The organism is Janthinobacterium psychrotolerans, assembly GCF_001677885.1.
Taxonomy (GTDB): domain Bacteria; phylum Pseudomonadota; class Gammaproteobacteria; order Burkholderiales; family Burkholderiaceae_D; genus Janthinobacterium; species Janthinobacterium psychrotolerans.
This window is the reverse complement of record NZ_LOCQ01000051.1, coordinates 72,918-98,880: the sequence shown is the minus strand read 5'-3', so window position 1 is coordinate 98,880 and position 25,963 is coordinate 72,918. Positions and strand designations below refer to the sequence as shown.

Sequence of the window (25,963 nt, the reverse complement as noted above, 5' to 3'; positions counted from 1 at the left end):
CCGCCTGACGGCAGGCAGACGAGAAGAAAGATTTTTCATGGCGCGACCACCCTCGCTGGACGGCAGATGTGCCGGTACCACTCCTTTTGCCACCCGCCCGCTGGCGGCCGCCGTGCGCTCGGCCCTGCTCCTGATGGCCCTGGGCGCCAGCGGCATGGCGCTGGCTGAAGAAGCTCCCGCCGCGGACACTACCATGGCCGAGATCAAGGTGCTGGGCCAGCAGGACAAGGCGTCGACCGAGCACACCGGCTCCTACACCACCAGGGAAATGGCCACCGCCACGCGCATGGGCCTGTCGATCCGCGAGACGCCGCAGTCGATTTCGGTGGTCACGCGCCAGCGCATGGACGACATGGGCCTGACCAGCCTGGCCGACGTGCTGGTGCAGTCGACCGGCGTGACGGTGCAGGAAAACGACAGCGAGCGCACTACCTTTGCCGCGCGCGGCTTTTCGATCGGCAATTACCAGATCGACGGCGTGGCCGTCAATTCGGGCGCCAACGCATTGTTCGACACGGCCATTTATGACCGCATCGAAATCGTGCGCGGCGCCACGGGCCTGGTCAGCGGCAACGGCGATCCGTCGGCCACCATCAACATGATGCACAAGCGCCCCGGCAAGGAATTTGCCGCCTCGGCCGGCATGACGGTCGGCTCGTGGAGCAAGGTGCGCCTCGAAGGCGATCTCAGCACCCCCCTGAACGCCGACGGCAGCATCCGCGGCCGCCTGGTGGTGGCCGGCCAGAACCGCCACTCGTATATGGATTTCTACAAGGAACGCAAACTGGTCGGCGCGGTGGTGGTCGAAGCGGATCTGACGCCCGACACCATGCTGACGGCCGGCATCGACTACCAGAAGAACACGCCGAAAGGCACGAGCTGGGGCACCACACCGCTGTTTTTTGCCGACGGCACGCCGGCCAACATGCCGCGCTCGTTCAATATGGCGGCCAAATGGAGCAGCTGGGAGCGCGAGTTCCAGAACAGCTATGTCTACCTCGACCACCGCTTTGCCAACGACTGGAAGATCAAGGCCGCGTATGGCCGCCTCGACAGCTCCTCGAACGGCAAGCTGTTCTACGGCGGCAACGGTTTCCCGAACCACGACGGTTCCGGCCTGGCCGTGTGGAGCGGCGGCTTTCCCTACGATGAAAAACAGGACAATCTCGATCTGTCCGCCAACGGCACCTTTGCGCTGTTCGGCCGCCAGCACGATCTGGTGATGGGCGTCAACGGCTGGAAGCGCACCGGCACCACCAACGAGGTTCAGCTGCAAGACCCGCTGCCGTTCTCCAGCATCATTCCTGATTTCCGCCACTGGAATGGCGACGTGCCCGAACCGTCCATGCTGCGCACCGGCGCGCGCGACGTCGCCACCACCAAGCAGTCGGGCGCCTTTGTCGCCACCCGCATCAACCTGGCCGACAACGTCAAGGTGCTGGCCGGCGCGCGTGTTTCCAGCTGGAAGACGTACAGCGACCGCTACAACACCAGCAAGGTGTTCGTCAAACGCAGCGCGGCCTATCAAACCGATGATGTGGTCACGCCGTATGCGGGCCTGGTGTGGGATGTCAGCAAGACCACCTCGCTGTACGCCAGCTACACCGACCTGTTCAAGCCGCAAAACCTGAAGGACAAGAGCGACGCCTTCCTCGACCCGATTACGGGCAGCAATGTCGAAGGCGGCGTCAAGAGCGAACTGTTCGACGGCGCGCTGAACGCCTCGTTTGCCGTCTACCAGGCCAAACAGGACAACCTGGGCGAGGAAGACATGTCGGTCGCGCCCACTTTTGTCCTGCCGGACGGCAGCCGTCCGTACGTAACGACCGGCAAGGGCAATACCAGCAAGGGCTATGAAGTGGAAGTATCGGGCAGCCCCTTGCGCGGCATGCAATTGTTCGCCGGCTACACGCACGGCAAGACGCGCACCGCCAAGGGCGTGCTCACCAATACCATCCAGCCGACCAATATGCTGCGCCTGACGACGACCTGGCGCCTGCCCGGCGACTGGCAGGACCTGACCGTCGGCGGCGGCCTCGGCGTGCAGAACAAGATCTGGGCCACCAACGTCGCCCTGCCCGACGGCAAGCGCGGCAGCGTCAGCCAGGGCGGCTACACCCTGCTCAACCTGATGGCGCGCTACCAGATCAGCCCGCAACTGTCGGCCACCATGAACGTCAACAATGCGCTCGACAAGAGCTATTTCCGCCGCGTCGGTTTCTATAGCGGCGGCTATTACGGCGAACCGCGCAGCGTGGCGCTGAACCTGCGCTACCAGCACTGATGCGGCCTCTTCCGATTCACCACACTACACCCGGGAACCACCACATGACCATCACCTCCATCGCGCGCCTGTCCGCCCTCGCCACTGCCCTGATCAGCGGCTCCCTGCTGTCCGGTACGGCCGGCGCCCACCAGATCTGGCTGGAACAGAACGGCCAGGCCGCCAGCATCTACTTCGGCGAGTTTGGCGACAACCTGCGCGAAGCCTCGCCCGGCCTGCTCGACAAATTTACCTTGAAAAACGTCAGCTGGATTGCGGCCGGCGCCAAAAAGCCGCTGCAGGCCAGCAAGACGGCCGGCGCCTTCGTGCTGAACGGCAAGGTGGCGCCGGGCGAAACCATCATCGCCGAAGAAAACAGCTATCCGGGCTGGGAAAGCAAGAAGGATGGCAAGGTGCTGTTCTCGATCTGGACCCCGGCCGCGCGCATCGTCGCCGACCATAGCGCGCAAGCGCCAGCGCTGACGCTGGACCTGCTGCCGACCGGCACGCCGGGCCAGTTCAAGGTGACCTACCAGGGCAAGCCGCTGGCCAAGGCCAAGGTCGGCGCCGTGGTGCAGTCGGGCTGGATGCGCGAGGCCTACAGCGACGAGCAGGGCCTGGTCAGCTTCCCGCTGCCCTGGCAGGGCGGCTATGTGCTGGAAGTGCACCATGAAGACAAGACCGGCGGTGAACGCGATGGCAAGAAATACGACCACGCCAGCTACGTCACGACCCTGAGCCTGGTGCAGCCGCAAGGCGTGGCGCCGTTGCCGGCGCCGGCCCCGGTGGCGCCAAGCAAGGACCACGGCTGATCATGCCAGCGCCCGCCACCACATCAAAACTGCCGCGCCTGCGGCTGTCCGCCGGCGCCATCTACCGCCTCGGCGTGGCCTCGCGCGGCGTGGCCGCCATCGTCGGCGGCTATGTGCTGGCGGCGCTGGTCACCATGCTGCTGTCGGTGAGCTTGCCGATGCCGCGCTCGGAAGCCGTCATGACGGCGACCCTGCTGTCGTTCACCATCTACACCTGCGCCGTACTGTGGGTCTTCGCCACCAGCAGCGCCCTGCGCGCCTGGCTGGGCCTGTTGATCCCGAGCGCCGTCATCGCCGCCATCCTGCAATCGATGGACGTACTATCCTGGAGTCTCGCATGAAAGAAGGTTTCCGCCAGTCGATGGCATGGCTGCACACCTGGTCGGGCCTGCTGGTCTGCTGGCTGCTGCTGCTGGTATTTTGCGGCGGCACGGCCAGCTACTACCGCAGCGAAATCACCTTGTGGATGCAGCCGGAATTGCACGCGGCCGCGGCCAATCCGGTCAGCGGCGAAGTGGCCGCCACCGCCGCCCAGGCCGCGATGACCGAGCGCGCGGCCGGCGCCACGCGCTGGTTCATCGGCCTGCCCGACGAACGCAATCCGGCCACCCAGCTGGGCTGGAGCAAGCCGCCGAAACCGGGCGAGAAAAAGAAAGGACGGCGCGGCAACTTCCATAGCGAAAAGGCCGACCCGGCCACCGGCGAGGTGCTGTCCAGGCCGCGCGACACCCGCGGCGGCGAATTTTTGTACCGCCTGCATTTCGACCTGCACTATATGCCGGCCATCTGGGCGCGCTGGATCGTCGGCTTTTGCGCCATGTTCATGCTGGTGTCCATCATCAGCGGCGTCATTACCCACAAGCGCATCTTCAAGGACCTGTTTACCTTCCGGCCGAAAAAAGGCCAGCGCTCGTGGCTGGACGCGCACAATGTGACGGCCGTGCTGGCCCTGCCCTTCCACCTGATGATCACCTACACCGGCCTGGTGACGTTGATGTTCCTGTACATGCCGTCCGGCGCCACCGCCGCCTACAAGGGCGACCAGGAAGCCTTCTTTGCCGAAGCGTTTCCGCGCGCCGAAGAGCGCAAGGCGGCCGGCGTGGCAGCGCCCCTGACGCCCTTCGCGCCGCTGGTGCGCCAGGCCGAACGGCAATGGGGCGGCAAGGTCGGCCGCATCGCCGTCAACGCGCCCGGTGACGCCAACGCCGTCATCACCCTGAACCGCGCGGCGGGGCGCGACATGTCGAGCCGCCAGCCGTCGATGGATTTCGATGGCGTCACCGGCAAGCTGCTGTCGTCGAACGGTGAGGCCATACCCGGTGCGGCCGCCACGCAAGGCGTGATGGTCGGCCTGCATGTGGCCCATTTCGGCGCGCCGCTGCTGCGCGCCCTGTTCTTCCTGTCGGGCCTGGCCGGCTGCGCCATGGTCGCCACCGGCGCCCTGCTGTGGGCCGTCAAGACGCGCCAGAAGCAGGCCAAGGCGCTGGCCGCCGGCAAGCGCGCCAGCTTCGGCTTGCGGCTGGTCGAAGCGCTCAATATCGGCGCCATCGCCGGCATCCCGATCGCCTTCGGCGCCTATTTCTGGGCCAACCGCCTGCTGCCGGTGGTGATGGAAGAGCGGCCGAAAGAAGAAATCGCCTGCTTCTTCGGCGCCTGGGCGCTGGCCGCCATCGTCGCCCAGCTGCGCCCGACGCGCGCCATGTGGCGCCTGCAGCTGACGGCCGGCGCCATCCTGCTGGCCGGCCTGCCGGTGCTCAATATCTTCACCACCGGGTCGCACCTGGGCGTGACCCTGTTCCTCGGCCGTGGTCCCGTGCCGGTGGCAGCGTTCGACCTGGTGCTGCTGTCGCTGGGCCTCTTGCTGGCCTACGCCGCCTGGAAACTGAAACCGTTGGCGGCAAAGGCAAGAAAAGCCGCGCCAGCCAGCACCAGCGCCCACGTGGCGGGAGCGGCATGATGGACCTGCTGTCGAACTTCCTTGTCTTCGCCCTGTGCTATGCGGGCCTGTCGTGCCTGTGCCTGGCGATGGACCGCCACCATGCCGACCTGCACGGCCGCGGCATGGAGCCGCCGCCGCAATTGCGGCGCCGCCTGCAATGGGGCGGCGCTCTGGCGCTGGCCTTCGCCCTGGCCTGGGCCATGCATATCGCCGGCGCCGGCTACGGCGCCGTGTTCTGGATCGGCAGCCTGACCGGCTGCGGTTTGCTGCTGATCTGGCTGCTGCCCTACGCGCCGCACCAGGCGAGGCGCCTGGCGCGCGCGAGCGGCGTGGCGGCGCTGCTGGCGGCGGTGATGCTGGCGGTGCTGTAATGCAGCTGGAGAGCTGCTACAGCGCCTACCACGGCTGGCTGGCGCACTGGCTGCAACGCCGCCTGGGCAATGCCTTTGACGCGGCCGACCTGATGCAGGACACTTTTGCGCGCCTGCTGGCCGGCGCACCGGCCCAGCCGCAAACCCCGGCCCTGCGCGCGCCCAGGGCCTACCTGGCGACCATCGCCAAACACCTGCTGATCAATCATCTGCGGCGCCAGTCGCTGGAGCGCGCCTGGCTGGCCGCGCTGGAAGCGCTGCCGGAACAGCATGTGCCGTCGGCGCAGCAGCAGGCCGAGATGCTGCAGGCCCTGCAAGCGGTCGACGCCATGCTCGACGGCCTGAAACCCAAGGTGCGCGCCGTCTTCATCATGGCGCAGATCGAGGGCCACACCTATGCGAACATCGCCGCGCGGCTCTGCATCGGCGAGCGCTCCGTCAAGCGCTACATGGCCGAGGCGCTGACCGAATGCGTGCTGCTGGCATGAGCGCCAGCGAGCTGCCAGTGCCCAGCGTGCCGCCGCTGTCGCGCAAGGTGGCGCGCCAGGCCGTCGAATGGTTTTTGATCGAGCAGTCGGGCCAGGCCACACCCGCCGAGCTGGCGGCCAGCGCACGCTGGCGCGCGCGCGACGCCGAACACTTGCGCGCCTGGCACAAGGTGCGGCAGGTCAGCGGCCAGCTGGAGCATGCCTCGGCACTGCTGCCGCCAGGCGTGGCGGCGCCCGTGCTGCGCCGGCCGCAGCGCCGCGCCGCGATGCAGGCGCTGCTGGCGCTGATGGCCTTGCCAGGGGCCTGGATGCTGTACCGGCAAGAAGTGCTGGCTGACTACCGCAGCGCCGTCGGCCAGCGCCGCGAGCTGTCCCTGCCCGATGGCGGCCGGCTGCTGCTCAACACCGACAGCGCCGCCGATGTGGACTACACGGGGCACGAGCGCCTGCTGATACTGCGGCGCGGCGAGCTGCTGGTAGAAACCCGGCCTGACCATGCGGGGAAGCGCCCCTTGATCGTCGCTACGCCGCATGGCCGCATCCGCGCGCTCGGCACGCGCTTTATCGTGCGCCTGGACGATGCGGGCAGTTGCGTGACCGTGCTGGAACACGCGGTGCAGATCGCGCCGCGTGCAAGCTCGGCCACCGTGCGCCGGCTCGAAGCCGGCCAGCAAAGCCGCTTCGACGCCGACCACGCCAACCTGCCCGTGGCGGCGCCACCGCAGGCGCACGCCTGGACGCAAGGCATGCTGATGGCGCAGGACATGCGCCTGGACGCATTTGCCGCCGAACTGGCGCGCTACCGCCCCGGCCTGCTGCGCGTCGAACCCGCGGTGGCCAGCCTGCGCCTGAGCGGCGCCTTCCGCCTCGACGACACCGACATCGTGCTGGACAACCTGACGCAGATGCTGCCGGTCGACGTGCTGTACCGCAGCCGCTACTGGGTCACCATCGCGCCCCACGCAAAATAAATCCGTTTGTAATCCTTACGCATAGACATGCGTCGGACAGCTTAACTGAACGGCATTACCGTTCTTTGGCCCTTTTTTCATGACTTGCCTGTCCTGTGGATGTCTGTCACTTAACGTCACCGGAAAGGCACCACCATGCATCTGCATCACCTGCACCCCACTCCCCTCGCCCGCGCCGTGGGCGGCGCCCTGTTGCTGCTGTCGCTGGCGCATGCGCCGGCCAGCGCCGCCGATGCGCCAGGCGGCGCCAGCGCCGTGCAAACCCGCTACAGCGTGCCGGCCGGCGAGCTGTCCGCCGCCATCGCCGCCTTTGGCGTCCAGGCCAGGGTCAACGTGGGCGGCGCGGCCGACCTGCTGCAAGGCGTGCGCTCGCCCGGCCTGCAGGGCAGCTACACGGTGCCGCAGGCGCTGGCGCAGCTGCTGGCCGGCACCGGGCTGGAGGCGGTGCCCGGCGGGGATCGCAGCTATGTGCTGCGCAAGAGCGGTGCCGTTGCGCCCGCTGCGCCGATTGCCGCCACCCTCGGCGAAGTGGCGGTCAGCGCCAGCGCCCTGCGCGACGGCACCACCGAAGGCAAGCGCGGCTACGCGGGCCTGACCAGCGCCACGCGCCTGAACCTGTCGCTGCGCGAAACGCCGCAAGCGGTCAGCGTCATCACGCGCCAGCAGATCGAAGACCAGGGCCTGCGCACCTTGCAGGACGTGCTGGTGCAGTCGCCCGGCATCACGGTCGACCGCTCGTCGAGCACGCGCGAATACGACCAGGTATTCTCGCGCGGCTTCGAAGTGACGTCGTATATGGTCGACGGCATACCGACCAGCAAGAATCTCGAAGCGCGCACCTATGACGCCGCCATCTATGACAGGGTCGAGATCATCCGCGGCGCCACTGGCCTGATCAGCGGCATCGGCAGCCCGTCGGCCGCGGTCAACCTGGTGCGCAAGCGCCCTGGCCGCACGTTTGCCGCATCGGCCGGCGTGCAGGCTGGCTCGTGGGACCGCTACCGCATCGATGGCGACCTGTCGACGCCGCTGAACCAGGGCGGCAGCGTGCGCGCGCGCGTGGTGGCGGCGCATGAAGACCAGCATTCCTTCATCGAGCGCTACCGCCAGAAAAAGGACGTGCTGTACGCCATCGTTGAAGCCGACCTGTCGCCGTCGACGGTATTGAGTGCGGGCGTGAACTACCAGAAGGAAAAACTCAACGGCGCGGGCCGCGAATTTCCCGTCTTTTACAGCGACGGCTCGCGCACCAGCTTCAAGCGCTCGATGAACGGCACGGCGGCGTGGAGCACGTATGACCGTGAACAGACCATGCTGTTCGCCACGCTCGACCATTATTTCGACAACGACTGGATCGCCAGGCTGGCCGTCAGCCGCAGCAGCAACCAGTACGACGCGCTGCAGGGTTTTGCCGGCAACGGCTATGCGGACCGGGTCAGCGGCGCCAACCTGAAACTGTGGCTGGCCAACTGGCACAGCAAGCCGCAGCAAACCGCGCTCGACGCCTACGTCAGCGGGCCGTTCCGGGCCTTCGGCCGCCAGCATGAACTGGTGTTCGGCGTGAGCGCCTCCGAACTCGAAACCAACAGCCCGATCTATCCAGGCTGGCGCCTGGCAGGCTACGACTACAGCATCCCCGACATCAATGCCTGGAATGGCGCCATGCCGGTGCCCGACTATCGCGGCACGCGCATGGGTACGTCGTACGACAAGGAGCGCGAAAGCGGCCTGTATTCCACCTTGCGCCTGCGCCCGACGAACGCGCTGTCGGTGATCCTCGGCGCGCGCCTGTCGTACTGGAAGCGCGACATCCGCAGCGATTACGACGCCGACACCGACCTGTACGACAGCATGCGTGAAAGCGGCAAGATCACGCCGTATGCGGGCCTGGTCTACGACCTGGGGCCGCACTGGTCGGCCTACGCCAGCTACACCAGCATCTTCACGCCGCAAAGCCAGCGCGACGTCAACAGCCGCTTCCTGCCGCCGCTGGAAGGCAAGAACTACGAGGCCGGCGTGAAGGGCGAATTTTTCAACGGCGCCTTGAACACCAGCGCGTCCGTGTTCCAGCTGCGCCAGGAAAACCTGGCCGTAGCCGATCCGGGCAATATCTGGATCATCGGCACCGGCGGCGGCTCGTACGCCTATCACACGGTCAAGGGCGCCACCACGCGCGGCTTCGAGGCGGAGGTGTCGGGCCAGCTGCAGCCTGACTGGCAGCTGACAGCCAGCTATGCCTACAGCCGCATCCGCAACGCCGCCGGTGAGCGCATCCAGACCAGCCAGCCGCAAGCGATGGCCAAGCTGTGGAGCACCTACCGACTGTCGCAAGGCGTGCCAGGCTTGACGCTGGGCGCCGGCGTCAACTGGCAAAGTGGCATCTACCAAGACGACCGCGGGCCGAACGGCGAACGCTTTGCGCAAGACGGCTACGCGGTGGCGGGCCTGATGGCGCAATACCAGTTCGATGCGCGCCTGGTGGCGACCATGAACATCAACAACGTGTTCGACAAGCGCTACCATTCGACCGGCATGGGCGGCTACTACGGCGACCCGCGCAACGCCATGCTGTCGCTGCGCTACAGGTTCTGACCACCTTTTTGCCGGCACATCTGCTACTCTCACGGCTTGTCATTCGCCAAGGTTCCAGCAGATGCGCCAGCAAATCCGGCAGGAAGTCGCCGCCATCGTCCCCCTGGACCAACTCGAACGCTCACAGCTTGCCGACACGCTGGCCTGGATCGCCGGCGGCGACGAGCTGTTCCGCCTGGCCAAGCCGGCCACGCCGCCGAAACACCTGGTGGCCTACTTTGTCGTCGTCGATGACGGTCACGTGCTGCTGGTCGACCATCGCAATGCCCAATTGTGGCTGCCGCCCGGCGGCCATGTCGATCCCGGCGAGCATCCGCGCACCACGGTGCTGCGCGAACTGGCCGAGGAACTGGGCCTGGCGCCCACGCATGCCGTCGCCGCGCCGCTGATGCTGACGGTCACCACCACCGTCGGCCTGAGCGCCGGCCACACCGATGTGTCGCTGTGGTATGTGATCCATGCCGACCGCCGGCAAGCCATCACCTGGGACGAGAACGAATTTTCGGGCATACGCTGGTTTGCCTTTGACGACGTGCCGTTCGGGCGCAGCGAGCCGCATCTGCGGCGCTTCCTGGCCAAGCTGAAGGCGCTCAGCCCATGATTTTTTCAAGCGGGAGCAAGCATGCAATACGCTGCAAGTGAAATGGACTATGTGGGCTTCTGGCCGCGCATGGGCGCGACCCTGATCGATACCCTGTTGCTGTTGCTGATCACGGAGCCGCTGATGCTGGCCGTGTATGGCCGCCATTACTGGGCCGAGGAGGTCTGGATCCATGGGCCTGCGCACGTGCTGATTTCCTGCGTGCTGCCTTTTTTGGTGCAACTGGCGCTGTGGCTCTGGCTTGCCAGCACGCCCGGCAAGATGGCCGTCAAGGCGGTCATTGCCGATGCGCGCACGGGCGGCAAGCCGGCCGCCTGGCAGTTCGTCGTCCGTGGCCTGGCCTATTATCTGTCAGCCCTGCCCCTGTTCCTTGGTTTTATCTGGATCGGCATCGACGCGCGCAAGCAGGGCTGGCACGACAAGCTGGCCGGCACTGTCGTGATACGCCGCCAGGCCAGAGCAGTAATATAAAAATCGGCAAGGCTTTTTTGCCCGTTCGGGCCGCGCTGGACTGGGTCAATTGTCCCGACGACGGCCGTGGGGCAGCATGCGCGTCAGTACATCGTCCTTGCGCACCCGGTGATGGTACAGCGCCGCCAGCACATGCAGGCCCACCACGCCCCAGGCCACCCATTTGCCCAGGAAGTGGTGCACGGCGTCGACCGGCGGCTCGAAGCTTTCCCAGTCAAAGCCGAAGAGGGACGCCATCGCGTCGAACAGCGCGGTATCGCGAAACGAGGGCACGGCAAACAGGCCAAAGTCCGTGTGCAGGCTGGTGCCCGCATAGCCGGTCAGGGGCAGCACGATCAGCAGGCCGTACAGGCCCCAGTGCGCCGCATGCGCCAGCCGGTGCTCCAGCGCGGAGCCGGGCGGATCGTGCGGCTGCACGTCGCACAGCCGCCAGGCCAGGCGCGGCAGCACCAGCGCGCCCACCAGCAGGCCCAGCATCCAGTGCACGTTCAGCACCGCCAGGGTGCCGGGCGCCTCCTCGTCCAGGAACCAGATCACATAGTAGACAACGATATAGGCGCCGATAAAGGCGGCGGCGCTGGTCCAGTGAAACAACTTGGCCAGCGCGCCAAAGCGCTCACGGCTATTTTTCCATTGCATGGTGTTTTCCTGGTATTAAAGATGAGAGGGTGGGCCAGCCAGCAGGCCATTGAGGAGCATGTCGAGCGCGGCCGTGGATACGGCCAGACGCGCCGGCGGATCGCCGTCGGCTTCGGCGATCCAGAACGCCGCTTCGGTGACGGCGCCGTACAGCATGCGCGCCGTCACGCCCGCATGGGTGGGGCGCGCCACGCCGTCATCGATCAGCGTCTGCAGGGCCGATTCGAGTGCGGCGATGCCGATGCGCTGGTGCGCCTGCGGCACGTCGCCGAACATGGCGCGCGCGTCCTGCAGGATGATGCGGCGCAGCTCGGGTTCGAGCGCCAGCTCCAGGTAAGCCTGGCAGCGGCGGCGCAAGGCTTGCCAGCCATCGGGCGCGGCGTCCGCCACGGTCTGCAGGTGCAGGCCGACCTCGCCTTCGAGCTGGTCGATGACGGCCAGCAGCAGCTTTTCCTTGCTGCCGAAATGGTGGTACAGCGCGCCGCGCGTCAAACCAACGGCGGCCGTGAAATCGTCCATCGAGGTATGCGCGTAACCGTGTTCGGCAAACGCCTGGCGCGCCGCCGCCAGCAGCCTGGTGCGGGTGTCCTCCAGCATGGCGCTGCGGCTGCGGCGCACGGTAGTGGCGGTTGAAACAGACACGGGCATTCCTTTCGCATACGAAACGTATGTGAAAGCATGTTATTGACATACGCTTCGTATGTCAATGCAAAATTGAGCTACCCTCAGCGCGCCGCCGCGGTCGCTCCCGCAAACTCCTCGCGCAGCAGCGGATACAGGCGGCGGTAACGGCCCAGGCGGTCGGCCAGCACGTTCGACGCCTGCGGCGCGATGGTTTCCTGTACTGCGGGGCGGGTGCACACCTCGGCCGGTGCGCGGCCGGTGACGCCCATCTGCGCCAGGCGCGCCGCACCCATGGTGCCGCCGGCCACGCCATGGTCGTGGCGCAGCACGTCCAGGCCCGAGGCGCTGGCGCACAGCTGCGCCCAGAAGCGGCTGCGCGAGCCGCCGCCGACAAACGACGCCTGCGTCAGGTGGGTGCCGGCGCTGCGCAGCGCCTCGTTGCCGTCGGCCATGGCAAACGCCACGCCCTCCATCGCCGCATAGGCCAGGTCGGCGCGGCCATGTTCCGTCGACAGGCCGAAAAACACGCCGCGCGCGGTGGCGTCGTTGTGCGGCGTGCGCTCGCCGCTCAGATACGGCAGGAAGAGCGGCGCCTTGCGCGCATCGACCTTTTCGGCCAGGCCGGCCAGCTCGCCGATATCGTTCGATTGCGTCAGCTGCGCTACCCAGGACAGGCTGGACGCCGCGCTGAGGATCACGCTCATCTGGTGCCAGCGCTCGGGCAGGCAGTGGCAGAACGCATGCACGCCCTGGCCCGGATTGGGCGCATAGCCGTCGCTGCCGGCAAACAGCACGCCCGAGGTGCCCAGCGACAGCAGGCCCGCGCCCGGCTCGACCACGCCCAGGCCGACGGCGGCCGCCGCATTGTCGCCGGCGCCGCCGGCCAATATCACCGGGTGATGGATGCCCCACTCCTGACACAAGGAGCTGCGCACCTGGGCGGCGGCGGCGCTGCCTTCGACCAGGCGCGGCATATGCTCGCGCGACAGGCCGGTGGCCGCCAGCATGCGGTCGGACCAGTCGCGTTTGGCCACGTCCAGCCACAGGGTGCCGGAAGCGTCGGACATGTCGGACACGCATTCGCCGGTAAGGCGCAGCGCCACGTAATCCTTGGGCAGCAGCACGGTGGCGGTGGCGCGGAACAGCGCCGGCTCGTATTTTTGCAGCCACAGCAGTTTCGGCGCCGTAAAGCCCGGCATGGCCTGGTTGCCGGTGATGGCGCGCGACTCGGGCACCAGCGCTTCGAGTTCCACGCATTCGGCAAACGAGCGCGTGTCGTTCCACAAAATCGCCGCGCGCAGCACGTGCTGCTGCTTGTCGAGCAGGGTCGCGCCATGCATCTGGCCCGACAGCGCAATGCCGCGCAGGCCGGAAAACGCCACCGGCTGGGCGGCGCGGATGGCCGCGATCACATCCAGCGTGGCATGCCACCAGTCCTCGGGATTCTGCTCCGACCAGCCCGGATGCGGGCTGGCCACGCGCAGCGCCACGCCGCTGCTGGCGAGGATGGTTTGCGCATCATCGGTGAGGATGGCCTTGACTTCGGAAGTGCCGATATCGATACCAAGATAAGTCATGTGATTCCAAAAAGTGATCTAGGGGCCGTCAGGCTGACGGTTCGGACATATTCATCAGCAGGCAGGAGCGAAACTTCGATGGCGACATCTGCTTGTGCGCCAAAAACTGGCGGTTGAAATTGGACAGGTTGTTAAAGCCAGTGCGGTAGCAGATATCGGTCACCTTCAGGTCGGTGTTCATCAGCAGCTCGCAGGCCAGCGCGATGCGCTCCTGGTTGACGTACTGGATAAACGAGGTGCCCGTGTGCTTGCGGAAGAAACGCGTGAACTTGAGCGTGTTCATCTCGGCCACATCGGCCACGTCCTGTTCGCAAAAGTCCAGGGTGATGTTCTGCTTGATATACGCCAGCACCTGGTTGATGGTGGACGACATATAGCGCCCCGCCTGCGCCATATAGGTGACGCTGGCCAGCGCACGGCGTTCGCGGCATTCGCACAGGGCGCCGAACAGGCGCGCGAACAGCTCGACCCGACGCAGGCCCTGCGCCGTCGTCAGCTCGCGCATCAGCGGCACCAGGCGCAGGCCCAGCGCATCGGGAAACTGCAGGCCCCGCGAAGCCTCGCCCATCAGCGACTTCAAAGGCGCCAGTTCCGGGAACAGCAAGGTGCAGCGTTCGATGAAGTCGCTGGAAAACTGCAGCACCAGGTCGCGCTCGGGCAGCACCATGCCTTCGGGCAGCTCGCTGACCCAGTTGTGCGGCAGGTTCGGCCCGGTCAAAATCAGATTGCCCGGGCCGTAGCTGCCGATATGGTCGCCGATAAAGAACTTGCCGGTCGAGGTGATAATGAAGTGCAGCTCGTACTCGGGGTGAAAATGCCATTTGGCCACCGTGTGCGGAAAGCCGTGGGCCCACGCACGAAACGATTCGTGTAATGGTTTGTAGATCACTTCCAGGTCTGGTGTCACGGCGTCTCCCCTGCACGGTCTCGATGGCGGTATTCTAACGGTTTGCCGCCAGCGCCAGCCCGCTTTCGGCGTCGAACAGGTGGATATGTTCTTCATCAAAGGCCAGCGCCAGCGACTGTCCGATTTGCGCCACGCTGTTGGCGGCGTTCGCCGGCAGCAGCGCCGACAGGCTCAAGTCGCCGCACTGGAAACTGATCAGCGCTTCGGCCCCCAGCAACTCCACCAGGTCGATGCTGCAGTCCAGGCCGTGGCTGGTGCTGCCCTGCTGCCGGTCCTCTGCGGTGGCGGCGCGCAAGTGGTTCGGGCGCAGGCCGAACACCACTTTGGTGCCGGCCGCCAGAGCAGCAAAACGGGCGGAGCTCAAGTTCCAGCGCCGGCCGGCGCACGCCAGCACAGCTTGATCCCCCTCCTGTTCGATCACGCCATCGATGACATTCATGGCCGGCGTACCGATAAAGCCGGCCGCAAACAGGGTGCGCGGATGGTTGTACAGTTCGGCCGGTGTGCCGATCTGCTCGATATGGCCGCCCTTCATCAGCACCACCCGGTCGGCCAGGGTCATCGCTTCGAGCTGGTCGTGCGTGACGTACAGGGTGGTGGTGCGCAGGCGGCGGTGCAAACGCTTGATGTCGGCGCGCAGCTGCGCGCGCAGCTTGGCGTCGAGGTTCGACAGCGGCTCGTCGAACAAAAACACCTGCGGCGTCTTGATCATCGCGCGCGCGATCGCCGTGCGCTGCTGCTGGCCGCCCGACATGGCGCGCGGCTTGCGCTCGAGCAGCGCATCGAGGCTGAGGATGGCGGCGACTTCGCGCACGCGGCGATCGATCTCGCCGTTCGGCACCTTCAGGCGGCGCAGGCCGAAGGCGATATTGTCGTACACCGTCATGTGCGGATACAGCGCGTAGTTCTGGAACACCATCGCCACATTGCGCGCACGCGCCGGCAAGTCGTTGACAACGGCGCCGCCGATATGCAGCTCGCCGCCGCTGATGTCTTCCAGGCCCGCGATCATGCGCAGCAGGGTCGATTTGCCGCAGCCCGAAGGCCCCAGCAGGACGATGAATTCACCGTCGGCGATGTCCAGGTCGAACGGCTGCAGCACGGCCGTCTTGTGGTCATAGGTCTTGTACAGCTGCCTGCAGGCGATATGGGCCATGTTCTTGTCTCCTTGATGACCGGCTCAGGCCAGTTCTATCTGTATCTTGACGTCGCCGGGCAAGGCCTTGGCCGCCTCGTCAAACGCCTGCACGCCATCGGCAAAACCGAAGGTGCGCGAAATGAAGGGCTTGACGTCGATCTTGCCCGAACCGAGCAAGGCGATCGCGCGCGGGAAGATATTGGCGTAGCGGAACACCGACTCGATGCGCACCTCCCTGGCCTGGATGGCGACGATATCGAACGGCACTTTATCGGGCGGCATGCCGACCAGCACCAGGCAGCCGTTGGGGCACAGCAGGTCGGTGATATTGTCGTAGGCGCGCATGCTGCCGCTGGCTTCGAAGACGATATCGGCGCCCCAGCCTTCGGTCTGCTCGCGCACCGTATCGAACAGGCTCGCCTGGCGCACGTCGACCGTGGTGACGGCCGGGTTGCCGGCAAACAGCGCCAGTTTTTCGGCCACCAGGTCGGCCAGGATCACGCGCGAGCAGCCGCCCGCCAGGGCGGCTAACGCAGTCATCGCGCCGATGGTGCCGGCGCCGATCACCACCGCCACGTCGCCCGGCTTGATCGCGGCTTTTTTTGCCGCCTGCAGTCCGATCGCCAGCGGTTCGACGATCGCGCCTTCGCCGAAGCTGACGTTGTCGGGCAGCTTGAAGGTAAAGGCGGCCGGATGCACCACGTAGGGGGTCAGGCAGCCGTGGATGGGCGGCGTGGCCCAGAAGCGCACGGCAGGGTCGAGGTTGTACAGGCCGCGCATGGTGGCCGGCGAATCGAACTGCGGCACGCCAGGCTCCATGCAGACGCGGTCGCCCACCTTCAGGTGCGTCACCTCCGCCCCCACTTCGGCCACCACGCCCGACGCTTCATGGCCCAGCACCATCGGCGCTTCGACCGCGAACGGGCCAATTTTTCCGTGCTTGAAGTAGTGCACATCGCTGCCGCAGATGCCCACCGTGTGGACCTTGATCTTCACGTCGCGCGGGCCGACCGCGAGGGCGAGGTCGATATCGCGCAGGGTGATGGAATGCGCTTGTTCCAGTACGAGAGCTTGCATGATAAATCCTTATTTATGTTTGAGCATGGAGTTGAGCAGCCGGCCCAGGATGCCGACGAACAGCAGTGGCGGCAGCGCCAGCAGCACGGTGGAGGCGTTGACCACGCCCCACGGCACTTCCTGGCCCATCGAGGTAAATGCCGAGGCGATCACCGGCAAGGTGACGCTTTTCGACGACGTCAGCGCCAGCGCGATCATCAGTTCATTCCAGACCAGCACGAAGCTGAAGACGATGCCGCCCATCAGGGTTTTCGACGCCACCGGCAGGGCCACTTTCCAGAACACCTGGTAGGGACCGTAGCCGTCGAGCGCGGCCGCTTCCTCGATCTCTTTCGGGATGCGCGCAAAAGCCGGAATCGACAGCCAGATAATCGTCGACAGGGTCACCAGCAGATACGTCACCACCATCGACAGGCGCGAGTCGTACAGGCCCAGGTCGATCCAGATCGAGATCAGGGGTATCGCCACGGCTACCGGCGGCAGAAAGCGCAAGGACAGCAGGAAGAACTGGATGTCCTTCTTGGCCGGCACCGGATAGCGGGCGATCGCATACGCGGCCGGCACGCCCAGCACGGCGCCGAGCAGCACGGCGATGCCGACGATGGCCACGCTGTTGCCCAGGCCCGTCAATACTTCGGGGCTGGCCAGCACCTGCCGGTAATTGGCCAGCGTGGGGCTGAAGACAAAGCGCGGCACCGGCGTGACGATGTCCATCAGCTCCTTGAAGGAATTGAGCACGGCCCACAGGATCGGAAACAGCGCCAGCAGCACGATGGCGGTGGTAATCGCGGTAGTGGCGACGGCGTCCATGCCACGTGTAATCGTCAGTTTTCCCATTTGGCGACCCGTTTCCAGAGCAAGGTAAAGATGATGGTGGTGGCGATCATCATCAGCACGGCCATGCTGGACGCATACGAGATCTTGCCCATCAGGCCGATGCCCTGCGCATACGCATACATGTCCAGCGTTTCGGTGGCGATGCCGGGGCCGCCCTTGGTCATCACATAGATCAGGTCGAACGAGCGCAGCGACTCGACCATCTTGATGAACACCAGGCTCATGATCGGCACCTTGAGCATGGGCAGCGCGATATACGCATACACCTGCAAGGTAGACGCGTAATCGAGGCGCGCCGCTTCCAGCGGTTCGGGCGGCAGGGTTTCCAGCAGTTTCAAGATCACCGCGCCGAAGAACAGGCCCCACTGCCAGATGTCGACCAGCGCCACCGCATACAGCGCCGTGGCCGGATCGGACAGCAGCGCCGTGCCGCCCAGGCCCACGCATTCGAGCATCCAGTTGAGGATGCCCATCAGCGGCGAGTACATGAACTTCCAGATAAACGCCGCCGACACGCGCGGCAGCAGCACCGGCACGATCAGGAGCAGCGCGATCACGTCACGCGTGCGGCCCTTCACTTTCTCGAACAGGAACACGGCCAGCAGCACGCCGGCGACCAGCGAACCGGCCACGGTCACCACTTCCCACACGGCCGAGACCTGCACGGCGTTCATGAAGCGGCGGTCGCCAAACAGGCGCATGAAGTTGGCCAGCCCCACATACTCGCTGTCGCTGTAGCGCAGCACGCGGTTTTGCAGGGCCAGGTTGATGGCGGCAATCGTGGGCACCAGGCCCAGGATCAGCAACACCAGCAGCGGCAGCGTGAGAAATACCGCTGGCAGCCAGGTATGGCGTTTTTTTCGGATGGAATGCGGCATAAGGAGGGCTTTCAGACGTGAAGATGCAAGCGCTGGCTTTACCCCAAAAGCAAGAGCTGGGGATCGCCAGCGCTACCGGCTTATTTACGCTTCTTCGCCCGCGCCATCACATCGGTCGCGTACTCATTGGCCTCATCGAGCGCGCTTTGCACGTCGCCGCGCGTGCCCGTGAATACTTCTTCCAGCACCACGCCCAGGTTGTCGCCAATGTCCGGCCACTCGGGGCTGGGCCAGATGGTCAGGCGCGACACCGGCGTGGTGTCGGTCAGGCCGGCCTGGATCTGCGGCTTGACGTGCTTGCGGAAGTAGTCGCTGTTGATGGTGCTGCTGCGGTTGTAGTCGCTAAAGACGTTGTCCTTCAGGCGCGCCTGCTCCTGCTCCTTGCCGGTGGCAAAGGCGATGAACTTGCCGGCCGCCTGGCGCGTGCATTCGTCTTTCGCGCCCGAGGTGGAAATGGCCAGGCCGTGACCATAGGCGGCCGAGGCCAGCGGCGCCGGCGGGCGCACATAGCCGACCTTGTCGACCACCGACGATTTTTTCGGGTCCTCCATCCAGTCGGCAAACGGCGTCGACTCGATCATGAAGGCCACCTTGCCCGACCTGAACGCTTCGAGCGCATTGCTCCAGTCATAGGTGGCGCCGCCCGGGGGCGCGTACTTGAACAGGTCGCGGTACAAGGTGGTGGCCTTCACGGCCTGCGCCGAATTGAAACTTGGCACGCCGTTGTTTTCCCACTTGCCGCCAGCGGCCAGCATGAACGGCGCCCAGCGCCACACATTCATGCCCGAGCCGCGCTGGCCCCGCGCCGCCCAGCCATAAACGCTGGGAGGACTGTGCATTTTTTTCACCGCCGCCACCAGCTCGTCGAGCGTCCTGGGCACCGCAATGCCGGCCTTTTCGAGCAAGTCGCGGCGGTAGAACAGGAAGTCGCTGCCACCGATCAGCGGCGCGAAATAGGCCACGCCGTTGTACGAGGCGACGGCGCGCCGGCCCGGCAGGAAGTCGTCGTAATCGGCTTCTTTCGGCAAATATTTAAGCAGTGGCACCACCCAGCCGGCGGTGGCAAATTCGGCCACGTTGGCTTCGTCGATGTAATAGACCTGGTAGGAGCCGGCCTTGGTGGAAGCGTCGAGCCTGGCCTTGGAGCGGCGGTCGTTCTCGCCGAAATAGCTGATTTGCACCTTGGTGCCGCTGGCTTTTTCATAGTCGGCCAGGGTCTTTTCCATCACCGTCAGCCCCAGGCTTTTTTGCGCCAGCACCTTCAGCACCGGCACCTTGCAGCTTTGCGCCGAGGCGTCGGCAACAGCAGCGGACATGAGGGCGCCGCATGCGATAGCAGTCATGATTTTCATAACACGTCTCCATTTTTATAGTCCGGCGGTGTTCCACCGGTAAGCTCACTATAAAAACAAAGCCGGCCCGCCACCACTGCAAAAGCGGCCAGTTTTCAAATACTATTTTTCAGCAAAACGACAGCCATGGAGGCGGTGTCGTGCTGATATTTTTCGGCCACAATAATATATAAAGCCGCTTGATTTATTAATTTTCCGGGAGTATATTCGGCTCGGGTACCGCGATTCGCGGCGGCCCCGAGGCCGAGGCATACGCCCTGCCGGTAAAAAATAAATAGATCTGGAGATAACACAATGAACGTCAAACAATGCCTCGCACTGGCTATCCTTGCGGCAACCAGCAGCGTCGCCATGGCCGATGAACCGATCGTCGGCCTGATTACCAAGACCGATACCAACCCCTTCTTCGTGAAGATGAAAGAAGGTGCGCAGCAACGCGCAAAACTGAAGGGCGCCAAGCTGTTGACGGCGGCCGGGCGCGCCGACGGCGACAACGCCGGCCAGGTCACGGCGATTGAAAACATGGTGGCCGCCGGCGCCAAGGCGATCATGATCACGCCGAACGATTCGAAAGCCATCGTGCCGGCCATCAAGAAGGCGCGCGCCGCCGGCGTGCTGGTGATCGCCCTCGACAGCCCGACCGAGCCGCAGGACGCGACCGACGCGCTGTTCGCCACCGACAACTACAAGGCCGGCACGCTGATCGGACAATACGCCAAGGCCGCCTTCGCCGGCAAGCCTGCCAAGATCGCCATGCTGGACTTGTTCCCGGGCCATCCGGTGGGAATTGCCCGCCATAACGGTTTCCTGGCCGGCTTCGGCGCGCCGGGTATCAGCGCCAAGACGGTCGGACCGGCGAAAACCGCCGACGTGGTGTGCATGGCCGACAGTTTCGGCGACCAGGGCAAGGGCCAGACGGCGATGGAAAACTGCCTGCAGAAAAATCCCGACATCAATCTCGTGTACACCATCAACGAACCGGCCGCCGCCGGCGCGTACAAGGCGCTCAAGGCCCTGGGCAAGGAAAAGAACGTGATGATCGTCTCGGTCGACGGCGGCTGCGCCGGCGTGCGCGACGTCAAGGCCGGCGTCATCGCCGCCACCTCGCAGCAGTATCCGCTGAACATGGCAGGCCTGGGCGTCGAAGCCGGCGTCGAGTACGCCAAGAACGGTAAGAAGGCCAGCGGCTACGTCGACACCGGCGTCACCCTGATCAGCGACAAGCAGCAGCCAGGCGTCGAGAGCCGCGACACGGCGTTCGGCCTGAACGCCTGCTGGGGCAAATAACTCCACGCAGGCGGTCGCGTTCGGCAAGGCTGCGTGCCCTGCCGGCGCGCGGCCGCCTGCGCGCCGCCTTCTCCCCTCTTGAATATGGATAACAGATGCGTTCCACCGTCCCGACATTTCTACCGCCGCTCTCGACACTGGGGCCACTCATTGCCCTGCTCGCCGCCTGCGCCTTCTTCGCGTCGCAGAGCGACCGCTTCCTCAGCAGCCAGAATTTTTCCCTGATCTTGCAGCAAGTCATGGTCGTCGGCATTATCGCCATCGGCCAGACCCTGATCATCCTGACCGCCGGCATCGACCTGTCCTGCGGCATGGCCATGGCGCTGGGCTCGGTCATCATGACCAAATTCGCCGTCGACCTCGGCATGAATCCCTATCTTGCGATCGGCTGCGGCATCGCCGTCACGGTGCTGATCGGCTTCATCAACGGCGCACTGGTCACCTCGATCAAGCTGCCGGCGTTTATCGTCACGCTGGGCACGATGAACATTGCCTTCGCCGTCACGCAGCTGTACTCGCAGGCCCAGACCGTCACCGGCCTGCCGGAAACGATGGGCTTTTTCGGCAACACCTTCCAGCTCGGCCAGGCCACCTTTACCTACGGCACCGTGCTGATGCTGGGCATGTACGTGCTGACCTGGCTGTACCTGCGCGAGACCGCGCCCGGCCGCCACCTCTACGCCGTCGGCAACAATCCGGAGGCGGCCCGCCTGACCGGCATCGCCACCAATAAAGTGCTGCTGGGCGTGTATATGATCGCCGGGATGTGCTACGGCATCGCCGCACTGATGTCGGTGGCGCGCATGGGCGTGGGCGACCCGCAGGGCGGCCAGACCGACAACCTCGACAGCATCACCGCGGTCGTGCTCGGCGGCACCAGCCTGTTCGGCGGACGCGGCTCGATCATGGGCACCCTGGTCGGCGTGCTGATCGTCGGCGTGTTCCGCAACGGCCTGACCCTGATGGGCGTGTCCTCGGTGTACCAGATCCTGGTGACGGGCATCCTGGTCATCCTGGCGGTAGCCACCGATCAACTGACACACAAGAAAGGTTGATGAACATGACGACGCATGTGCAACCGGTATTCCAGGCCCGTGGCCTGGTCAAGCGCTACGGCAGCGTGACCGCGCTCGACGGCACCGATTTTGACTTGCTGCCGGGCGAAATACTCGCCGTGATCGGCGACAACGGCGCCGGCAAATCCTCGCTGATCAAGGCGCTATCGGGCGCCGTCGTCCCGGACGAAGGCGAGATGCTGCTCGATGGCAAGCCGATCCACCTCAAGTCGCCGATCGACGCCCGCCGCTACGGCATCGAGACGGTGTACCAGGACCTGGCAGTGGCGCCAGCCATGACGATCGCCGAGAACCTGTTCCTCGGCCGTGAACTGCTGCGCAAGGGCATGTTGTCGCGCTTCCTGCGCTGCATCGACAAGAAGCAGATGCTGGCCGAGGCGGAAGCCCATATGCGCGATCTGAAAATCGGCATCCGTTCGATGAAGCAAGCCGTCGGCACCCTGTCTGGCGGCCAGCGCCAGGGCGTGGCCGTGGCGCGCAGCACGGCGTTTGCCAGGCATGTCGTGATTCTCGATGAACCAACCGCCGCACTCGGCGTAAAGGAGGGCAATATGGTACTGGAACTGATACGCAATGTGCGCGACCGCGGCCTGCCGGTGATTTTGATCAGCCACAACATGCCGCACGTGTTCGAGATCGCCGACCGCATCCACGTGCAGCGCCTGGGCAAGCGCGTCGCCGTGCTCAACCCCAAGCACATCAGCATGTCCGACACCGTGGCGGTGATGACAGGCGCGAAGAGCGCCGAAGAATTTCCGGAGGAAGCTCATGCTTAAAGGAATCGATCCGCTGCTCAGCCCGGAATTGCTGAAGCTCCTGTGCGAAATGGGCCATGGCGAGGAAGTCGTGCTGGTCGACGCCAACTTCACCAGCCAGACCCTGGGCCAGGGCAAGCCGCTGGTGCGCCTGCCCGGCATCAGCCTGCAGCGCGCCAGCGCGGCGCTGCTGTCGGTGTTTCCGCTCGACGCCATGGTGGACCAGCCGGTCGCCTTCATGAAGGTATGTAACACCGCCGATGGCTATCTGTCGGCGGTGCAGCGCACCATGCTTGATCAGATCGCCGCCAGCGGCGCCGCCACGCCGGCGCAATGCGAGGCGGTCGAGCGCTTCGCCTTCTACGAACGCGTCAAGAACGCCTACGCCATCGTGCAGACCGGCGAAATGCAACCTTACGCCAATTTCCTGTTCAAAAAGGGTGTGATCAGCGATCCGCTGGCAGCCTGAGCAACCTGCAAGAAACAACTCCCCGATTCGGACGCGCCTGGCGGTATCGGCGCGGAGGTTGCACGCAGCCGGCCTGCGCACGCCTGAACAAAATATAAAGATAAAGGAGACACCATGTCAAAGCACCTCCCTATTCTCGCCTCTTGCCTTGCCACCCTGCTGGTGGGCTGCAGCAGCGGCAATGACAACACCAGCGAACCCGCGCAGTCCGGCTATCTGGAAACCTATCGTCCCCAGCTGTCGTACACCGCCGCCAAAAACTGGCTGAACGATCCCAACGGACTGGTCTACCACGACGGCGAATACCACCTGTTCTACCAGTACAACCCGAACGGCAATACCTGGGGCGACATGTCCTGGGGCCACGCCGTCAGCACCGACTTGCTGCACTGGAACGAGCTGCCCGTCGCCCTGACGGCCGAAAAGGACGCGGGCGGCAAGCTCACGCAAATGTTCTTCTCCGGCAGCGTGGTGGTGGACACCAACAATACCAGCGGCTTGGGCAGCGCCGGCAATCCCGCCATGGTAGCCATCTACACCAGCGTGTACCCGCAAGGAAAAGCGCTGGCCAACGGACAGGTGCTGGCCCCCAATGCCCAGGCCCAGTCCATCGCCTACAGCCTGGACCGGGGCCGTACCTGGAAGCAGTATGCGGCCAACCCGGTGATTCCCGTGCCACCGGCGCCGTTTGAAAGCGAGGGGCAAAATTTCCGTGATCCAAAAGTCTTCTGGTATGCACCGGAGCAAAAATGGGTGATGGTCGCCGTGGCCTCGGAGCGGCACCAGGCGCTGCTGTTCTCGTCCAAAAACCTGCGCGACTGGACCTACATGAGCGCCTTTGGCCCGGCCAACGCGGTCGGTGGCATCTGGGAATGTCCCGACCTGTTCGAGCTGCCCGTCGATGGCGACGCCAGCAAACGCAAATGGGTGATGAACATCAACATCAACCCCGGCTCGGTGGCCGGTGGTTCCGGAGCACATTATTTTGTCGGGAAATTCGACGGCAAGCAATTCGTGGCCGACGCCAACAGCGTGATCGACAAGAAGCCGCCGGCAGGCACCGTCTACCAGGACTTCGAAGCGGCCAGCTTCGACGCCACCGGCTGGGCCTCGACGGGCGACTTTGCCGGCAAGACGCCGGTGGCCCCCGCGCATGGCGTGGCCGACAACCAGGGCAGCGAGCTGCTCGACACCTACCGGCTGGGCAAGGACGACGCGGCCACCGGCACGCTCACCTCGCCCGCCTTCACCGTCACCAGCAAGTACATCAATCTGATGGTCGGCGGCGGACGCCATCCACGCGTGCCCGAGGCGGGCGACGGCACGGTCCCTGCGGGAACCTTGCTGTTTCCGGGCGCCGGTTTTGAAGGCCCGGCCAATGCGACCTACGCCGACCTGGGCTGGACGCCCACCGGCGACGTGGTGGGGCAAAAGGTTGCCGCCGGCAGCGACGCCGACCGGCAAGCGGCAGCCGGCAAGCTGGGCGCGGGTGTGTTCAATTCCCTCATCGGGGCCGGTGACGTGGCCAAGGGCAGCCTGACGTCGCCCACCTTTACCATCTCCAGGGCCTATATCAACTTCCTCATCGGCGGCGGCAACCATCCCTACAGCAGCCCCAATCCCACGGCGGTGGTGCTCAAGGTCAATGGCAAGGTCGTGCGCAGCGCCAACGGCGCGGACTCCGAACTGAACTGGACAAACTGGGACGTGCGCGAGTTCGCCGGACAGCAGGCCCAGATTGTCATCATCGACGACAACGACGGCGCCTGGGGACACATCGTTGCCGACGTGTTCGAGGCGTCGGACCAGCCGGCCAAGCCCGTCAGCCATGAAACCACGGTCAACCTGCTGGTCAACGGCCAGGTGGTCAAGAGCGAGACCGGCGCCAATGCCGAAGCCCTGAACTGGCGCAACTGGAACGTCGACGCCTACCGCGGCAAGAGCGCGCAGATCCAGGTGGTGGACAAAAACACGGGCGGCTGGGGCCATATCTTGGTCGACCATATCGTTTTTTCGGACACTGCCAAGGAAGAAGCCAACTGGCTCGACTACGGCGCCGACTTTTATGCCGCCGTGACCTGGAACGGCATCCCCGATGGCAAGCGCATCGGCCTGGGCTGGATGAGCAACTGGGACTACGCCGGCAACACGCCCACCACCCCATGGCGCAGCGCCCAGACTTTCGCCCGCGAATTCACGCTGCGCACGATCGGCGGCCAGGTGCGGCTGGTGCAGCAGCCGGTGGACAACTTCAGCACCCTGCGCGACAAGGCGCTCTACAGCGTCCAGGACCGCTCGCTGGCCGCCGGCGTGCAAAAGCTCGATATCGCCCCCGCCCCGGGCCAGGCGCTGGACATTGTGGCAAAGATCCAACCCGGCAGCGCCACCGGTTTTGGCCTGAAGGTGCGCACCGGCGCGAATGGCGAAGAAACCGTCATCGGCTATGACGCGGTGGCCGGCGCGGTCTATATCGACCGCAGCAAATCGGGCGACGCCAGCTTCAACGCCAGCTTTGCCGCCCGCCATACCGCCCCGCTGCCGCTGCGCACCGGTACGGTGGAGCTGCGCATCGTGGTCGACACTTCGTCGGTGATGGTGTTTGCGGGCAACGAGGTGGTGTTGACCGACCAGATCTTCCCGCAACCGTCCAGCACCGGTGTGGCGCTGTTCACCGTTGGCGGCGCGGCAACGCTGAAAGAGCTGACCATCTGGCCATTGAAGTCGATCTGGGCCAAGCGCTGACGCTGCGCAGCAGCTGGAGCTCCATGCATGCGGAGCTTCACTGGCGGGGCGGCGCAGATGTAATAAAATGTCGTCCTTTACGCCTGTAGAAACCGGA

24 protein-coding genes and 1 pseudogene are annotated in these 25,963 nt (G+C 65.2%); 15 read left to right on the top strand and 10 right to left on the bottom strand.

Annotation, left to right across the window (positions count from 1 at the left end; translation table 11 throughout):
* The first annotated feature begins 37 nt into the window (after positions 1–37).
* The 10 genes from ASR47_RS09415 (at position 38) to ASR47_RS09370 (ending at position 10,508) form a co-directional block, all read left to right on the top strand.
* Positions 38–2,284, top strand: a complete 2,247-nt coding sequence (locus ASR47_RS09415; protein WP_082988835.1) for a TonB-dependent siderophore receptor — start codon at positions 38–40, stop codon at positions 2,282–2,284.
* A 44-nt stretch (positions 2,285–2,328) separates the two neighbouring features.
* Positions 2,329–3,075, top strand: coding sequence for a DUF4198 domain-containing protein (locus tag ASR47_RS09410; protein ID WP_065307513.1), 747 nt, complete (start codon positions 2,329–2,331; stop codon positions 3,073–3,075).
* A gap of 2 nt (positions 3,076–3,077) precedes the next feature.
* Positions 3,078–3,416, top strand: a complete 339-nt coding sequence (locus tag ASR47_RS09405) for a DUF3649 domain-containing protein (protein WP_065307512.1) — start codon at positions 3,078–3,080, stop codon at positions 3,414–3,416.
* Positions 3,413–5,032, top strand: coding sequence for a PepSY-associated TM helix domain-containing protein (locus tag ASR47_RS09400; protein WP_082988834.1), 1,620 nt, complete (start codon positions 3,413–3,415; stop codon positions 5,030–5,032). The genes ASR47_RS09405 and ASR47_RS09400 overlap by 4 nt, the downstream gene beginning before the upstream one ends.
* Complete coding sequence (locus ASR47_RS09395) at positions 5,029–5,385, top strand: DUF3325 domain-containing protein (RefSeq protein ID WP_150127737.1); 357 nt, start codon at positions 5,029–5,031, stop codon at positions 5,383–5,385. The genes ASR47_RS09400 and ASR47_RS09395 overlap by 4 nt, the downstream gene beginning before the upstream one ends.
* Positions 5,385–5,873 carry a sigma-70 family RNA polymerase sigma factor gene (locus ASR47_RS09390; protein WP_065307510.1) on the top strand — a complete coding sequence of 163 codons (489 nt, stop codon included), beginning with the start codon at positions 5,385–5,387 and terminating at the stop codon, positions 5,871–5,873. The genes ASR47_RS09395 and ASR47_RS09390 overlap by 1 nt, the downstream gene beginning before the upstream one ends.
* Entirely contained in the window at positions 5,870–6,844 is a 975-nt protein-coding gene (locus tag ASR47_RS09385) for a FecR domain-containing protein (RefSeq protein ID WP_171898918.1), read from the top strand. Before ASR47_RS09390 ends, ASR47_RS09385 begins: the two co-directional genes overlap by 4 nt.
* 135 nt (positions 6,845–6,979) lie before the next feature.
* The gene (locus ASR47_RS09380) at positions 6,980–9,436 is read left to right on the top strand and encodes a TonB-dependent siderophore receptor (RefSeq protein ID WP_065307508.1); all 2,457 of its coding nucleotides are present in this window, start codon (positions 6,980–6,982) and stop codon (positions 9,434–9,436) included.
* 61 nt (positions 9,437–9,497) lie between these two features.
* Positions 9,498–10,037 (top strand): NUDIX hydrolase, encoded by a 540-nt coding sequence (locus ASR47_RS09375; protein ID WP_065307507.1) that lies wholly within the window; start codon positions 9,498–9,500, stop codon positions 10,035–10,037.
* 21 nt (positions 10,038–10,058) lie between these two features.
* Entirely contained in the window at positions 10,059–10,508 is a 450-nt protein-coding gene (locus ASR47_RS09370) for an RDD family protein (RefSeq protein WP_065307506.1), read from the top strand.
* Positions 10,509–10,553: 45 nt separating this feature from the next.
* Here ASR47_RS09370 and ASR47_RS09365 read toward each other — a convergent pair whose 3' ends face one another.
* The 10 genes and pseudogenes from ASR47_RS09365 to ASR47_RS27400 all read right to left on the bottom strand — a co-directional run bounded on the left by ASR47_RS09365 (position 10,554) and on the right by ASR47_RS27400 (position 19,890).
* The gene (locus tag ASR47_RS09365; protein ID WP_065307505.1) at positions 10,554–11,147 is read right to left on the bottom strand and encodes a cytochrome b; all 594 of its coding nucleotides are present in this window, start codon (positions 11,145–11,147) and stop codon (positions 10,554–10,556) included.
* A gap of 15 nt (positions 11,148–11,162) precedes the next feature.
* Positions 11,163–11,789, bottom strand: coding sequence for a TetR/AcrR family transcriptional regulator (locus ASR47_RS09360; protein WP_483790121.1), 627 nt, complete (start codon positions 11,787–11,789; stop codon positions 11,163–11,165).
* A gap of 83 nt (positions 11,790–11,872) precedes the next feature.
* Positions 11,873–13,348 (bottom strand): xylulokinase, encoded by a 1,476-nt coding sequence (gene xylB, locus ASR47_RS09355; RefSeq protein ID WP_065307503.1) that lies wholly within the window; start codon positions 13,346–13,348, stop codon positions 11,873–11,875.
* Between the two features lie 28 nt (positions 13,349–13,376).
* Positions 13,377–14,255 (bottom strand): AraC family transcriptional regulator, encoded by an 879-nt coding sequence (locus ASR47_RS09350; RefSeq protein ID WP_065307502.1) that lies wholly within the window; start codon positions 14,253–14,255, stop codon positions 13,377–13,379.
* Between the two features lie 58 nt (positions 14,256–14,313).
* Positions 14,314–15,411 (bottom strand): annotated as a pseudogene (locus tag ASR47_RS09345) (ABC transporter ATP-binding protein); the annotation flags it as partial.
* A gap of 24 nt (positions 15,412–15,435) precedes the next feature.
* Positions 15,436–16,470 (bottom strand): NAD(P)-dependent alcohol dehydrogenase, encoded by a 1,035-nt coding sequence (locus ASR47_RS09340; RefSeq protein WP_065307501.1) that lies wholly within the window; start codon positions 16,468–16,470, stop codon positions 15,436–15,438.
* A 9-nt stretch (positions 16,471–16,479) separates the two neighbouring features.
* The gene (locus ASR47_RS09335) at positions 16,480–17,307 is read right to left on the bottom strand and encodes a carbohydrate ABC transporter permease (protein WP_065307500.1); all 828 of its coding nucleotides are present in this window, start codon (positions 17,305–17,307) and stop codon (positions 16,480–16,482) included.
* Positions 17,295–18,185: a carbohydrate ABC transporter permease gene (locus tag ASR47_RS09330; protein WP_065307499.1), complete on the bottom strand. Its 891-nt coding sequence runs from the start codon at positions 18,183–18,185 to the stop codon at positions 17,295–17,297. Before ASR47_RS09330 ends, ASR47_RS09335 begins: the two co-directional genes overlap by 13 nt.
* Before the next feature lie 80 nt (positions 18,186–18,265).
* Positions 18,266–19,537 carry an ABC transporter substrate-binding protein gene (locus tag ASR47_RS09325; RefSeq protein WP_065307498.1) on the bottom strand — a complete coding sequence of 424 codons (1,272 nt, stop codon included), beginning with the start codon at positions 19,535–19,537 and terminating at the stop codon, positions 18,266–18,268.
* A gap of 95 nt (positions 19,538–19,632) precedes the next feature.
* Positions 19,633–19,890 carry a hypothetical protein gene (locus tag ASR47_RS27400; RefSeq protein WP_171898917.1) on the bottom strand — a complete coding sequence of 86 codons (258 nt, stop codon included), beginning with the start codon at positions 19,888–19,890 and terminating at the stop codon, positions 19,633–19,635.
* Here ASR47_RS27400 and ASR47_RS09320 point away from each other — a divergent pair.
* The 5 genes from ASR47_RS09320 to ASR47_RS09300 all read left to right on the top strand — a co-directional run bounded on the left by ASR47_RS09320 (position 19,832) and on the right by ASR47_RS09300 (position 25,866).
* Positions 19,832–20,824, top strand: a complete 993-nt coding sequence (locus ASR47_RS09320; protein WP_065307497.1) for a sugar ABC transporter substrate-binding protein — start codon at positions 19,832–19,834, stop codon at positions 20,822–20,824. The genes ASR47_RS27400 and ASR47_RS09320 overlap by 59 nt on opposite strands.
* Positions 20,825–20,919: 95 nt before the next feature.
* Positions 20,920–21,879, top strand: coding sequence for an ABC transporter permease (locus ASR47_RS09315; protein WP_065307496.1), 960 nt, complete (start codon positions 20,920–20,922; stop codon positions 21,877–21,879).
* Positions 21,879–22,676, top strand: a complete 798-nt coding sequence (locus ASR47_RS09310; protein ID WP_065307495.1) for an ATP-binding cassette domain-containing protein — start codon at positions 21,879–21,881, stop codon at positions 22,674–22,676. Before ASR47_RS09315 ends, ASR47_RS09310 begins: the two co-directional genes overlap by 1 nt.
* On the top strand, positions 22,669–23,124 hold the full coding sequence (locus ASR47_RS09305; protein WP_065307494.1) for an RbsD/FucU family protein: 456 nt from the start codon (positions 22,669–22,671) through the stop codon (positions 23,122–23,124). Before ASR47_RS09310 ends, ASR47_RS09305 begins: the two co-directional genes overlap by 8 nt.
* A gap of 114 nt (positions 23,125–23,238) precedes the next feature.
* Positions 23,239–25,866: a glycoside hydrolase family 32 protein gene (locus ASR47_RS09300; RefSeq protein ID WP_065307493.1), complete on the top strand. Its 2,628-nt coding sequence runs from the start codon at positions 23,239–23,241 to the stop codon at positions 25,864–25,866.
* Positions 25,867–25,963: the final 97 nt, after the last annotated feature.